13 protein-coding genes and 1 pseudogene are annotated in these 12,704 nt (G+C 70.8%); 7 read left to right on the top strand and 7 right to left on the bottom strand.

All coding sequences use genetic code 11. The features are described from left to right. Positions 1–25 precede the first annotated feature (25 nt). Complete coding sequence (locus tag ACFYO0_RS09955; protein WP_388673110.1) at positions 26–256, bottom strand: hypothetical protein; 231 nt, start codon at positions 254–256, stop codon at positions 26–28. Between the two features lie 1,142 nt (positions 257–1,398). Beyond that, positions 1,399–1,701: a DUF2218 domain-containing protein gene (locus tag ACFYO0_RS09950; RefSeq protein ID WP_388673108.1), complete on the bottom strand. Its 303-nt coding sequence runs from the start codon at positions 1,699–1,701 to the stop codon at positions 1,399–1,401. Positions 1,702–1,772: 71 nt separating this feature from the next. On the opposite strand from ACFYO0_RS09950, the gene ACFYO0_RS09945 reads away from it, so the two are divergent. Beyond that, positions 1,773–2,339 carry a MarR family winged helix-turn-helix transcriptional regulator gene (locus ACFYO0_RS09945; RefSeq protein ID WP_388673106.1) on the top strand — a complete coding sequence of 189 codons (567 nt, stop codon included), beginning with the start codon at positions 1,773–1,775 and terminating at the stop codon, positions 2,337–2,339. Here ACFYO0_RS09945 and ACFYO0_RS09940 read toward each other — a convergent pair. The 3 genes from ACFYO0_RS09940 to ACFYO0_RS09930 are packed head-to-tail and all read right to left on the bottom strand — an operon-like array spanning position 2,261 to position 5,219. Further along, complete coding sequence (locus ACFYO0_RS09940) at positions 2,261–3,088, bottom strand: ABC transporter ATP-binding protein (protein ID WP_388673104.1); 828 nt, start codon at positions 3,086–3,088, stop codon at positions 2,261–2,263. The genes ACFYO0_RS09945 and ACFYO0_RS09940 overlap by 79 nt on opposite strands. Beyond that, positions 3,085–4,149 (bottom strand): FecCD family ABC transporter permease, encoded by a 1,065-nt coding sequence (locus ACFYO0_RS09935; RefSeq protein WP_388673102.1) that lies wholly within the window; start codon positions 4,147–4,149, stop codon positions 3,085–3,087. Before ACFYO0_RS09935 ends, ACFYO0_RS09940 begins: the two co-directional genes overlap by 4 nt. Continuing rightward, positions 4,146–5,219 carry a FecCD family ABC transporter permease gene (locus ACFYO0_RS09930; RefSeq protein ID WP_388673100.1) on the bottom strand — a complete coding sequence of 358 codons (1,074 nt, stop codon included), beginning with the start codon at positions 5,217–5,219 and terminating at the stop codon, positions 4,146–4,148. Before ACFYO0_RS09930 ends, ACFYO0_RS09935 begins: the two co-directional genes overlap by 4 nt. A 136-nt stretch (positions 5,220–5,355) precedes the next feature. On the opposite strand from ACFYO0_RS09930, the gene ACFYO0_RS09925 reads away from it, so the two are divergent. Further along, the gene (locus ACFYO0_RS09925; protein ID WP_388673098.1) at positions 5,356–6,327 is read left to right on the top strand and encodes an ABC transporter substrate-binding protein; all 972 of its coding nucleotides are present in this window, start codon (positions 5,356–5,358) and stop codon (positions 6,325–6,327) included. 26 nt (positions 6,328–6,353) lie between these two features. Here ACFYO0_RS09925 and ACFYO0_RS09920 read toward each other — a convergent pair whose 3' ends face one another. Continuing rightward, positions 6,354–6,860, bottom strand: coding sequence for a MarR family winged helix-turn-helix transcriptional regulator (locus ACFYO0_RS09920; protein ID WP_388673096.1), 507 nt, complete (start codon positions 6,858–6,860; stop codon positions 6,354–6,356). Positions 6,861–7,159: 299 nt separating this feature from the next. Further along, on the bottom strand, positions 7,160–7,453 hold the full coding sequence (locus ACFYO0_RS09915; protein ID WP_388673095.1) for a hypothetical protein: 294 nt from the start codon (positions 7,451–7,453) through the stop codon (positions 7,160–7,162). A 75-nt stretch (positions 7,454–7,528) separates the two neighbouring features. Here ACFYO0_RS09915 and ACFYO0_RS09910 point away from each other — a divergent pair, with 75 nt between their 5' ends. The 5 genes and pseudogenes from ACFYO0_RS09910 (at position 7,529) to ACFYO0_RS09890 (ending at position 12,448) form a co-directional block, all read left to right on the top strand. Continuing rightward, the gene (locus ACFYO0_RS09910; RefSeq protein WP_388673093.1) at positions 7,529–8,815 is read left to right on the top strand and encodes a carboxypeptidase regulatory-like domain-containing protein; all 1,287 of its coding nucleotides are present in this window, start codon (positions 7,529–7,531) and stop codon (positions 8,813–8,815) included. 457 nt (positions 8,816–9,272) lie between these two features. Continuing rightward, positions 9,273–9,686, top strand: a pseudogene (locus ACFYO0_RS09905) (cbb3-type cytochrome c oxidase subunit I); the annotation flags it as partial. Continuing rightward, positions 9,683–10,042, top strand: a complete 360-nt coding sequence (locus ACFYO0_RS09900) for a hypothetical protein (protein WP_388673091.1) — start codon at positions 9,683–9,685, stop codon at positions 10,040–10,042. The pseudogene ACFYO0_RS09905 and the gene ACFYO0_RS09900, both read left to right, overlap by 4 nt. Positions 10,043–10,239: 197 nt before the next feature. Next, positions 10,240–11,661, top strand: coding sequence for an ABC transporter permease (locus ACFYO0_RS09895; RefSeq protein ID WP_388673089.1), 1,422 nt, complete (start codon positions 10,240–10,242; stop codon positions 11,659–11,661). A gap of 106 nt (positions 11,662–11,767) precedes the next feature. Beyond that, positions 11,768–12,448 (top strand): ABC transporter ATP-binding protein, encoded by a 681-nt coding sequence (locus ACFYO0_RS09890; RefSeq protein WP_388673087.1) that lies wholly within the window; start codon positions 11,768–11,770, stop codon positions 12,446–12,448. Positions 12,449–12,704 lie beyond the last annotated feature (256 nt).

Below are 12,704 nucleotides of genomic sequence, written 5' to 3'. Positions count from 1 at the left end.
GTCCGTGACCGCCCGCGAGGCGTTGTCAGCGAGAGCCGAACCGGCCCGCCGGGGTGCGGTGCAGCCAGCCCCGCTCCGCCAGCCGCTTCAACTTGCCCCGCATCGGCTCGACCTGCTTGGGCTGCACGTCCATCCCCATCGCCACGCACACATCCCGGGCCTTGACCGGCCCGGACTGAGCCACTACGACCTGCAGGATCGCCTGGTAGTCGGCCGGCAGCTCCTCCTCGCTGACGTCGTCCGCACGGTGCGGCACGAACAACATCCCACCGGCTCCGGAACCGGCGATGGCGGTGTCTGCGCCGCCGTGCCCCTCAGTCGGCTACCGTCCGTCGCTTCGGTGTACTGGCCGAACACCACCTCCGCGGCCTCCAGCCGGGCCACCTCGGCATCGACCTCGGCGAGTTCCTTGCGCAGCCGTTCGGCGCGTTCGACCAGCAGCACCCGCCGCTCCATCGTCCACACCAGCCCCGTGAACTGCGAAATCAGGATGAACAATCCTCACGGCACCAAAGAGCAGGCCAGTCGGCTCGTCGACCTCCTCATGGACGCGCTGGCCAAAGGCTCGACCGCGAGTTGAACCCAAGCTGCCGGACCGGCGCGTCGAATGCGCACGCAAGTGCCGCCATTCATCAAGCTGCTGCGCCAACACTCATGAGGCGCCGGACACATGACGCACACCAAGTTCCGAGCGCATTCTGTTAGTGGTTCTTTTTAGCCCGGGCTTGGCCCGGAAATGCCCTGGAACAGCTGGTCAGAGGTGGGACACCGGTGGGAGGAATCGGGAGTAAGGCCGAATTTCTCCTCGCGGCCCAGACGCAGCCGGATACGGGCGCCTGACAGGCATCTGCCTGGTCAGGCGCCCTTTTTCTGCGTCTGGAAGAAGCCCAGCTTCTTCGGCGAATACGACACCAGCAGATTCTTCGTCCGCTGCTGGTGCGGCCCGCATGAGGCTGTGAGCGGCTGTGAGCAGGGGAAACGAGGGTTGGCCTGCTGTGTTCCGCGTGTTGGCCCGCGCATGGTCCCGATCTTGGTCGAGGTTGTGACCACGCCAGTCCGCGCCCGAGTCCGCCAGGCGAGCGAGCCGCGGCCGGGAGCTTCCGCACGGTCTTGAGGTCGGGTTCTCGGCTTCGGCGGAGTCGGCCCCCGAGGAAGAGCCAGTCCGGCTCGTCGCCATGCCGTACCGGCCGGTCGTGCGCTGTTGTCTCTCCCCGCGGACGAGAGGATGCCACCCTCCGACGGGCCGACCCGGCGCTCTTCCGCGGACGGTGTCGGGCTGAGCGATTGATCCGGGCGGGGTCTTCGCCCGGGCCGGTGGCATCCGAGTTCGCCTGCAGGGTGGGGTTCCCCGCGGGCCGCGGGGTCGAGCTCCTCACGCCGTGACGGACTCGGTGGAAGTCAGCCGCGGTGCCAGACGACGCGCAGTCCCTCGTCGGCGGCGAACCGTTCGAGGTGGACGGCGATGACCTGCTGGACCTGGTCCAGGGTGTCCTCGTCCGGCCCTGCGGCGGTCAGACGCAACGCTGTCTTGTCGCACGTCATGGCACAGGAGCCGCCGACGATCAGCAGCGTCGTCATGTCGGCCTCCTGCACGACCTCGCACTTGCGGCCGAGGTGGGAGGCGAGCTGCTTGCGCCAGCGCTCGGCCCGCGGTGTGAGCACGTCGGCGTGGGAACGTACAGTCGTCTCGTGCGTGGTCATGTCGTTCTTCCTGTCTGTCAGTGTGCTGGTGTTCTCGCCGCCGCGTCGCGGCCCGGCCGTTCGGCGGGCCGGTGACCGGCCAGGGGCCGGAGCGGGCGGAGGTGCTCGGGCTCGTTCGGCAGCTGCCGTTGCTCGGGGCGGTGTCGCGCGTCGCCCGGCGGGCCGTGCGCCGACAGGTGACGGAGGAGCGGCTTCCCGATGCGCAGATCGAGGTGCTGCGCACGGTCGAGGCGAATCCGGGCATCGGAACGCGGGCCGTGGCCGAGCGGCTGCAGCTGGTGCCGAACACGGTGTCCACCATCGTGGGCGATCTGGTGCGCGCCGGACTGCTCAGGCGCGCCCGGGACCGTTCGGACCGGCGGGCCGCGCGCTTGTACCTGACCGAACAGGCGGTGAACCGCTTGGCGGCCTGGGTGGCGGCCGGTGACGACGTGCTGTCGGAGGCGCTGCTGCGCCTGGACGAAGACGACCGCCGGTCGCTCGAACAGGCGATGCCCGCGCTGCGCCGGCTGTTGGACGTCCTCGACGAGGAGGATGCCCCGGACGAGAGCGATGCCGGTCATCGGGCGAGCCCTCGGGGAACGACCAACGGGCAGTCGGTGTCCGGGTCGCGCAGCACCCCGGCCTCCACGCCGTAGAGGCGGCGGATCAGATCGGGCGTGACGACTTCGTGCGGGGCGCCCTCGGCGACCACCCTGGCGTCCTTCATCGCGACGAGGTGGTCCGCGTAGCGGCAGGCCAGGATGAGGTCGTGTACGACGACCACGACCGTCCGGCCCGCGGCGGCCAGTTCACGGAGCAGTTCGAAGACTTCGAGTTGGTGGCCGAGGTCCAGTGCGGACGTCGGCTCGTCCAGCAGGAGGACGGCCGTCTCCTGGGCGACCGTCAAGGCGATCCAGGCACGCTGCCGCTGTCCGCCCGACAAGGTCTCCAGGGGGCGGTCGGCCAGCGCGGTCATGCCGGTGGCGGTGAGCGCCCGTTCGACCGCCTGCTGGTCTTGCGGTGACCACTGCCGCAGCAGGCCCTGGTGCGGCTGCCGGCCGAACCGGACCAGGTCGGTGACGGTCAGCCCGTCCGGAGCCTGGGCCGACTGGGGGAGCAGGCCGATACGGCGGGCGGCCTCCCGGGTGGGCAGCCGGGCCAGGTCCCGGCCGTCGAGCAGGACCGTGCCGCCCGCAGGGCGGTGCTGTCGGCTCAGCCCGGCCAGGAGCGTGCTCTTGCCGCAGCCGTTCGGGCCGACGACGGCGGTCAGGCGGCCGGGCGGGGGAGCGAGCCGTACGGTGTCCACGGCGATCGCCTCTCCGTGGGCGAGGGTGAGGGCGTCGGCGCGCAGCACGGTCGGTGGGTCGGTGACCTGCGTGGACGAAGGCGCGGCGGGAGCGGTCACGGCTGTCTCCGGGAGCGTGAGGTGAGCAGGAGCCAGAGCAGGTAGGGCCCGCCGACGACGGCGGTGACGAGCCCGACGGGCACTTCGACGGGCGCGGCGAGCGTGCGACCGACGGTGTCGGCGAGGAGGACGAGCGCCGCTCCGGCCAGCGCACTGCCGAGCACGGGGACACCATGCGGGCCGCAGACGCGGCGGGCGGCCTCGGGCGCCAGCAGGGCGACCATGCCGAGCGGCCCGCCGACGGCGACCGCGAGCCCGGCGCACACGACGGCGACCGCGAGTGCGGCGAGCCGTACCCCTCGTACCCGCACGCCCAGACCGGTCGCCACCGAGTCGGTCAGGCGCAGCACGGTCAGCCGCCGCCCGACCAGCAGCGCCAGAGGCAGGCACCCTGCCAGGCCGTGACCGAGCAGTGCCACGGGGGTGGCGGAGCGTGCGTTGAGCGTGCCGACCGCCCACGGGAACGCCGCGTTCGCGGCATCGATCGGCGCACGGACCAGCAGCAGGCTGGTGACCGCGCCCAGCACCGCGCCCACCCCGAGCCCCACGACGACGAAGCGGTAGCCGGAAGTGCCGGTCCCGCCCGCGAGGCCGAGAGCCAGGGCCGCGGCGGTGGCCGCTCCGGCGAGGGCCATCGCCGAGGGCGCGAGGGAGGTGGACGCGCCGACAACGGAGGCGACCGCGAAGGCCGTGGCGCCGTCGTCGATGCCCACCGTGCCGGGGGTGGCGAGCCGGTTGCGCGCGAGGGTCTGCATCAGGCACCCGGAGATGCCGAGGGCGGCGCCGACGAGCAGCCCGGCGACCAGCCGCGGCGCCCTCAGCCGCTGCACGACGAGGACGTCGGCCCGGTCGCCGGCACCGGCGAGCGCGGGCAGGGAGCGCAGCGGGCTCATGGGTACGGTGCCGACGGTGAGGGCGGCGGTGACGGCGAGGAGCACCGCCCCGGCGAGAACGGCACACCCGAGGGCCGCCCGGAGGCGCACCAGTACGGACATGCGGCCGACGCGCAACAGGAGGGTCCCCGAGGGTGACGGCAGGGCCGGGGCGGTGGTCGCGGTCACAGCGCCGGCACCCGTCGGGAGCGCACCACGGCGACGAGCACGGGAGCGCCGATCAGGGCGGTTACCACGCCGAGGGGCATCTCGTACGGACGTACCAGCAGCCGTGAGACGACATCGGCGGCCAGGACGACGACCGGCCCCAGCAGCAGCGACGGAACGAGTACCCGGCGCAGGTCCGGCCCGACCAGCGCCCGTGCCGCGAAGGGCACCACAAGGCCCACGAAGCCGATCGGCCCGGCGACCGCGGTGGCGCCGCCCACCAGCAGAGCCACCGCCGCGACGGCGGTCAGGCGGGCGCGGCGCGGCCGGTGGCCGAGTCCGGCGGCCGCCCGCTCTCCGAGGGCCATTGCGGAGAGCGGGCGGGCCACCAGCAGCAGGAGCAGTCCGCCGAGCAGCAGCGCGGGGGCCACATCGGCCAACGCGCCGAGGTCCCGCCCGGCAACCCCTCCCACCGTCCAGAACCGCACCTCGTCGGCGGTGCGGTTGTCCACCAACAGCAGCACGGAGGTCAGCGATCCCAGCAGGCCGCTGAGCGCGGCACCGGCCAGGACGAGCCGCAGCGGATCGTCGCCGACGCCCCGCAGCCGCGCCGCGCCGACCGCGGCGAGACAGCCGAGCAGGGCACCGAGCACGGCGGCGTATGGGCCTAGCGTGGCCACGCTGCCGCCCACCGCGATGACCACGACGACGCCCGCGGAGGCGCCGGCGCTGACACCGAGCAGACCCGGCTCGGCGAGGGGGTTGCGCGCGGCCGCCTGGAGCACCGCTCCGGCCGTGCCCAGCGCCGCGCCGACGGCCACGGCCACGAGTGTCCGGGGCCAGCGCAGCTGCCACACGGCGAAGGCCGCCTCCGAGTCCCCGGCACCGCCGCTCACCTCCCGCCAGGAGCGGACGGGGTCCACCTCGCCGCTGCCGACCAGCAGGGACGCGAGGGCGGTGAGCACGAGGAGGGCGAGCGGTAGGGCGACGCCCGCCGCAGTGCGCCGGGCTGTCCGCGTACGGCGGGTGGGGGCTCGCCCCACAGGTGCGGCAGTGCTGCTGGTGGACCGCTCGTGGTTCCCGACGAGCACGTGGCTGACCTCCGACGGCTCTCGCGCCGGACGAGGCGCATGTGTTTAGGTAAGCCGAACCATACCTCTGTTGCAGAGGTTTATCTATGTGCCTCTGCCGCAGAGGTCCCGCCAGCTCGCCTCACCGGGAGTCACCATGCGCCGTCCACTGCCTCCGTTGCCGCGCCGCCGATTCGTCACCGCCCTTGCCGCCGTCCCTCTCGCCCTGCTCACCGCATGCGTCGCCGGATCGCCGTCCTCGACCTCGGCGGACAGTGAGGGTGCGTCGTCGGCCCCCGTACGCACCGCATACGGCACCGTCGAGGTTCCGGCCGCTCCGAGAAGGGTCGTCGCGCTGGGAGACACCGTGCTGGACAGCGCCCTTGCCCTGGGCGTCGAACCGGTCGGCACGCTGTCGAGCCGGGGCGGCGACTCCGTGTCCGCCTACCTGGCCGCGAAGGTGCCGGACATTGCCCTGGTCGGCACCGTCGCCGAGACAAACCTGGAAGCCGTCGCCGCGGCCCGCCCCGACCTCATCCTCGCCGCGTCCGGTATGCCGCGGGAGCGGTACGACGCGCTGAAGGCGATCGCGCCGACGGTCGTCCCGGAACCCGCCCGCTTCGGCGACTGGGAGAGCGAGACCCGCACGGTCGCCGCCGCGCTCGGCAAGGAGGCCGACGCCGAGAGACTCCTCACCGGCATTGAGCAGCGTGCCGAGGAAATCGCCGGCCGCCGCTCCGCCGACGGCCCCGAAACAGCGGTCGTCATCCGCTGGATGCCCACCGGCCCGGTGATCCTGTCGTCCGCACTGATGCCCGGCCGCCTGCTGAAGTTGACCGGTGACCGGACCTCTGCCGCCGCGGACTTCACCGGCAAGCCGCACACCGACCCGCTCAGCCTGGAGAACCTCGGCAAGATCGACGCCGACCGCATCTACCTCACCACCCTCAACGCCGACGGGGAGAAGGCCCTGGCCGTGGCCGAGGCGCAGCCGGCCTTCGCCCGACTGAAGGCGGTGCGGGCGGGCAACGTCGACGTGGTCGACGGGGACGTGTGGAGCAGCGCCACCGGACCCCTTGCCGCCGCCAAGGTCCTCGACGGCATCGAGCGGCTGCGCACCACCGGCTGACACCAGCGTCGAAGAGGGCTCACGCGTCAGGCGCGTTGCCGCCCCACCCGCTGCTGAAGGACCTCTTCCAGCAGGTTCAGGGCATCCACCACTCGGTCGCGGTCGGCGCCGAGGCTCCCCAGCAACTCGGCCTCCACTGCCAGCTGGCGGGGAAACATCTCGTCGACCGCGTCGCTCCCCGCCGGCGTGACGGTGACCAGGGCGGCGCGGCGGTCCGCGGGGCTCGGCCTGCGCTCGACGAATCCGCGCTTCTCCAGCTTGGCCAGCGTCTTGCTGACGGCCGCGCGGGAGCAGCCGAGGGTCTCGGCCAGCCGACGGGCGATCACCGGACCCTCGGCGTGCCGGAGTTGTACCAGCGCGTCGAGCTCCGGTGCGGTCAGCGGGGCCCCCTCGTACAGCGGCTCCACGGCGGTGGTCAGCAGTGCCTCGATGCGCTTGACCGGGCGCACGACATCCATGGGAGAGGTGTCGAGGTCGGGGCGTGCTGCTGTCCACATGGCGCGGAAGTCCTCGGGGGTCGATGGGGAAGTCATTGCTGGGTCCAATTGTTAACCGGTAGACAAATGGTTTACTGTGCGGTCCATGGTACCCACCACAACTTCCGGACCGGTGTCCGCGGCGCCGACCGTCACTGCCTCGCCGCGACGGGTCGACGGCAGATACGGCGGCCCGTGGGGGACGTCGTCCCCCGGCGGCGGCCGGCCCGGGGTGCCCAGTGCCGCGGCGGGCTCGCGGGGGCAGCCAGGGTTTCGGCAAACCGGCGGGCGATCAAGGGGTTCCTGGTGACCGCCTCTCCGCCGGGCTCGGCTCAAGGGCCGGTCCGGGCTCGCCGTCATGATGGCGGGAGAGCGGCACGCTGCTCTTCGGGCGACCGGTCGAGCGGCATGGTCCGGAAGGCGCGGCCGTGAGCCTCGAAGGCTCCCGTGAGGTGCCGATGCGCCTCCTCGGTGAGTCGGACGATTCGCGCCCGCCACTGGACCCGCGTCCTCGCGCGTCGCGAAGGAACGCTGCTCAGGTCAGCCGCCTCGGTGACGGCCTTGTTGACCGCCGCGTGGATTCCCTTGCTCCACCGTGAGAACTCCCGCCAGACAACCAGATCCTCGCCCTCGAGTGCGCCGCCGCTCATGGGACCGGCATGCCGTCCCTGTTGAGGCGTCAACGCGCAGGTTCCTCTCAACTCCTACCTTTGGGACTGCTGTCCGTGCCTGCTTCCATACCGCAGCCGACGCTCGGCCGGGTCGCTTCCATCCTGTGGTTCCCCTTCTTCCTCGCCGTCGTCATGTCGGCACTCTTCGTCGCGCCGCTGGCCCATCCGACACCGCATGACATGCGTATCGGGATCGTGGGTGACCAGCACCGTGCCGAACAGCTCCAAGCACAGCTCGACCATGCAGAACCGGGCGGCTTCCGGGTCGAGACACTGGCCGAGGCGCACGCGGCTGACGCGGTGCGGGACGACGACGTCGCGGCGGCGGTCCTTCCCGGGACCGACCCCGTCGTGCTCGTCGCGTCGGACACCGGTGCGACGCGAGTGAGGTTCCTCGAGCAGTTCCTTCCGAAGGTCATCAACCCGACCTTCAAGGACATCGACCCGAGCCCGGTCGGCGATGCCACCGGCACAGGCGTCTTCTTCTACGCACTTCCCATCGCGATCGTGGCGATGGTGTCCGCGATCGTCCTGCTGCAACTGGGTGCGTGGACGTACCGCCGCAAGCTCACCGCGGTGACGATGATCGGCGCTTTCACCGCCGTGGTCACCTACGCCATCGCCGTCTGGCAGCAGGTGGTACCCCTGAGCTGGAGCTCGGCGCTGCTCATGATCGGCACGTTCGTGTTCGTGCAGGGTGTCGGCTGGACCCTGACGGGAGCCGCGGTGTTCGTGCACCAGTTCCTCGTGCCGATCGCCCTCACGTTCGTCCTCGTGCTCGGCGTCCCCACTGCGGGCGCACCGGTAACGCACGACATGCTGCCCACCGCGCTCGGCCGGCTGCACGAGATCATGCCCCTGGGCCAGTTCGTCACGCTTGTGCGCTCGCTCGCCTCCGGCGTCGGCTCGCCGCTCCACCCCTCGGCCGTGCTCGTGGCGTGGCTCTTCATCGGCGCGGTCCTCGTCAAGCTGGCCGCCGTACGCAGCCGGCGCGGCGTGACCGCCCCGGTCGCTCAGCCCAAGCCGGCATCCCTGCGACGCCTCCATGGCATGGTGTCGTCTCTGTCCGGCGCCCCAGTGGCCCACGCAGCCGTCTGGGTCCTCAGCGAAGAAGACGAGTCGGTCCTGCGGACAGCGACCGACACCTCGGGCGGCTACTCCCTCGACGACGTGCCGGAAGGCACGCACCACGTCCTGGTCACGGCGCGGCACGCCGAACCCGAGTTCGTCACCGTCTCCCTGCACGGAAACGGCGACCGGGCGCACGACTTCGCACTGCAGCAGTGGGACGACCCTGCGGGAAATCTGGTCGTCGAGGCTGCCGGGGAGATCGAACGGTGAGTCCCGACGTCCAAGGGCTCGACCGCCCTGCAACAGCTGAAGCATGCCCCGCCTGTGGCGCAGAACCCGACATGGTGCCCCGCTCCTTCTTCTGGCAGGGCCTTGTCCAGGGGGCCTCGCAACGTGGCCGCTGATCAGGCCGACTGCGATGACCCCGCCCCCTGCGACTGCCTGGGCGGCGCACATCGCGTTTGCCCGTTCGTGTAAGCACACTTGAGAAAGGAAGCCGACATGAGCGTGCCCGCAACCGCTGCGGCACCTGCCCCCGAGCTGTCAGCCCGTCGGCGACGGCCCGGCAACGTGGTGGTCAAGTGGCTCACCACCACGGACCACAAGACGATCGGCACGCTGTATCTGGTCACGTCGTTCGCGTTCTTCGTCATCGGCGGCGTGATGGCGCTGTTGATGCGTGCCGAACTGGCGCGCCCCGGCAGCCAGATCATGTCGAACGAGCAGTCGCCTCGGGAAGATCACCTTCTGGACGCTGTTCATCGGCTTCCACGGCACGTTCCTCGTCCAGCACTGGCTGGGTGCCGAGGGCATGCCACGGCGGTACGCGGACTATCTCGCGGCCGACGGCTTCACCGCGCTGAACACGATCTCGACGATCAGCTCCTTCGTGCTCGGCCTGTCGATCCTGCCGTTCTTCTACAACGTGTGGAAGACCGCCAAATACGGCAAGAAGGTCGAAGTCGACGACCCGTGGGGCTACGGCCGCTCGCTGGAGTGGGCCACTTCCTGCCCGCCGCCGCGGCACAACTTCCTCACCCTGCCGCGGATCCGCAGTGAATCGCCGGCGTTCGACCTGCACCACCCCCAATCGGAAGTGGCCCACATCGGTCCGGCCGGGATGCAGCGGAGCTTGCGATGACGGCGATGAGGGGCCGGCCGTTGGACACGCGCGCGCTGATCAACGAGGTCGAGGGCCATCTGCTCATCGAGGCCGCCCGTGAGGAGGGGCGGGCGGCCGTGGCGCAGTGCACGGCCCACCTCGACTGGTTGACGAACGACCAACGCGAGGAAATCGAGAGGGAGTTCGTCGACATGTACCTGGGCCTCTGCCGGCTCTCCTGGCAGCGAACCGCCTCGCGAGCCCGCGAGGTTCGGGCCGAATACGAGACGGTGTATCGCCGCCTGAGGAGACGACTTGTCACAGGCTGCCTGAGCGTGGCACTCGTCGCAGCGACCGCTCTGCCGATCCTGGCTGCCGTGTGGAGTGACGGCTGACGACTGTGGTTCTGCCGTCTCCCCTGATAGATACCGTCGAAAAGTGCGGGGCGGTCGGCGGGCTTCTACGGGTTCGAGTACCGCCCGTACGCCGGTGCCGAGATGACGGTCCGTCTTGTTTAACCAGCATATACATTCTCATCACCCTGTAATGCAGGACTTATCCTGTCATCACGATGCATCCATAGCGTCGCAGCATGTTCTTCACCTATCTGAGGCGCGAACTGCGCCGTCGCAGAAAGGCAGCGCTCGTCGTTGCCTCCGGGCTCGCGCTCGGCATCGCACTGGTCATCGTCGTCAGCTCCGTCTCGGCCGGTATGGAGCAGGCTCAGGGCAAGGTCCTTCAGTCGCTGTACGGCCTGGGGACCGACATGACCGTCACCAAGGCGGCCGAGCCGCCTGAGGAGGGCGATGCCGGCGGACGGTCGCGCTTCCAGTTCGACGCAAAGGACGGCGACTCGGGGGAGGAGCAGAGCACTGACCGCGTCATGGTCCAGGGATTCCAGACTCTGTCGTCCAGCACCGTCACCAAGGTCGGCGAGCAGCAGGGGGTCGGCGAGGCGGTCGGCGGGCTGAGCCTCAACGTGGTGAAGGTCAACGGCGAGTTCAGCCAGGGCCAGATTCAGCCGGGCCAGGGAGGCCCCGGCGGGGCGGAGGGCAGAGTCCAGGGCGGCGGCGCCGACTTCGAGGTCAACAGCTACACCGTCTACGGCACCGACGTCACCAACCTCGCCATCGGCCCGCTGACCTCCTCCAAGATCAGCAAGGGCCGCACGTTCAAGGAATCCGAGACCGATGCCAAGGCCGCGGTCGTCGACGAGTCGTACGCCAAGGAGAAGGACCTCACCCTCGGCGACACCGTCACGATCTCCGGTACCAAGTTCGACATCATCGGCATCGCCACACCGGACAGCGGTGACGCGGCCGCCAACCTCTACATCCCTCTTGAGCAGGCCCAGACCCTGTCCGACTCCAAGGACAAGGTCACCACGGTCTACGTCCAGGCGACCGACTCGCAGCAGATCGACGCCGTCAAGAGCACCATCCAGCAGAACATCCCCGGTACGACCGTGACCACGTCAGCCGATCTGGCCGACACGGTGTCCGGCTCCCTGTCCACGGCCTCCAACCTCGCCTCGAACGTGGGCAAGTGGCTGTCGATCGCGGTGCTCGTGGCAGCGTTCCTCGTCGCCGGCCTGCTGACCATGTCGGCCGTCTCCCGCCGAGTTCGGGAGTTCGGCACCCTCAAGGCACTGGGCTGGAAGTCGGGCCGCGTCACCCGGCAAGTCGTGGGCGAGGCGGTCGTGAACGGACTCGTCGGCGGCGCACTCGGAATCGCCCTGGGCCTCGCGGGAGCGTACGCCGTCACCGCGGTCAGCCCGACGCTCCAGGCCCAGATCGGTGCCACCGGCGGCACGGCAGGTCCCGGCGGCATGGGCGGCCCTATGCGGCAGTCCGCGTCCCAGGCGCTCGAGGTCGCGCTGACCGCGCCCATCAGCCTGTCGACCATCGGTATCGCCGTAGGCCTCGCCGTCGCGGGTGGGCTGATCGCGGGCTCCTTCGGCGGCTGGCGCGCCTCCCGGCTGCGGCCCGCAGACGCGCTGCGCCGCGTCGAGTAGACCCGGCGGCCGGGCCGCCCCCTCCCCCCGGTCGGCCCGGCCGTCGACGAGCCCTCCGCAGACGGCTCCGCATCGCACCCCCCTTACTTCTCATTGGAGTTGCACCATGTATCAGCTCAGAGGTGTCACCAAGCGCTACCGCAAAGGCAGGGAAACGGTCCACGCGCTCGCCGACGTCGACCTGACGATCGCGGACGGTGACCGGCTCGTCATCCAGGGCCCCACCGGCGGCGGCAAGTCCACGCTCCTCCAGATGCTCGGCGGACTCGACCGGCCCACCTCGGGAAGCGTGGAACTCGACGGCACCGATCTGGCCAGGCTGTCCGAGGCCAAGCTCACGAAGGTGCGGTCACAGTCCATCGGCTTCGTCTTCCAGAGCTTCAATCTCATTCCCACGCTGAGCGCTCAAGAGAACGTCGAGACGGCGCTCGTGCCGCTCGGTGTCAAGGCCCACGAGCGGCGCGAACGGGCCGCCGAGGCACTGAAGTCGGTGGGCCTCGGGGAACGCCTCGGCCACCTTCCCTCCGAGTTGTCCGGCGGTCAGCAGCAGCGTGTGGCTATCGCGCGGGCCCTGGTGAAGCGGCCGAAGGTGCTGCTCGCGGACGAACCCACCGGCAACCTCGACGAGTCCATGCGTGACGACATCATGGATGTGCTGGAGTCCATGTGGAAGGAGCACGGGCTGACCTTCATCATGGTCACTCACGACTCCTCCATCGCGGAGAAGGCACCGCGCCTGGCTACGATCCGCAAGGGGGCCCTGACGGTCACCGAGAAGGCAGCCTGAGGGAGAACGCTGCCGGGCCGGGGAGCAGGATCGAGCACGCGGTTCCTCCTCGGCAAGGACCCGCCTGAGCCGAAGCCAGAAACGGCCTGATCACAGCCGACCGCGTCACGTATCACTCCTCATGGCGAGCGGCCCCCCCCCCCCCCCCCCCGGGGGGGGGGGGCCGGGGGGGGGGGGGGGGGGGGGCCCCGGCCCCCCCCCCCCCCCCCGGCCCCGCGCCGCCCCAAAACAAGCCCCCCGCCACCACGGGCGGGTA

The sequence above is a fragment of the Streptomyces sp. NPDC006365 genome, from assembly GCF_042870755.1.
Lineage (GTDB): Bacteria > Actinomycetota > Actinomycetes > Streptomycetales > Streptomycetaceae > Streptomyces > Streptomyces xiangluensis.
Note: the sequence above shows the minus strand (reverse complement) of the source record. Positions and strands in the feature narration are given on the sequence as shown.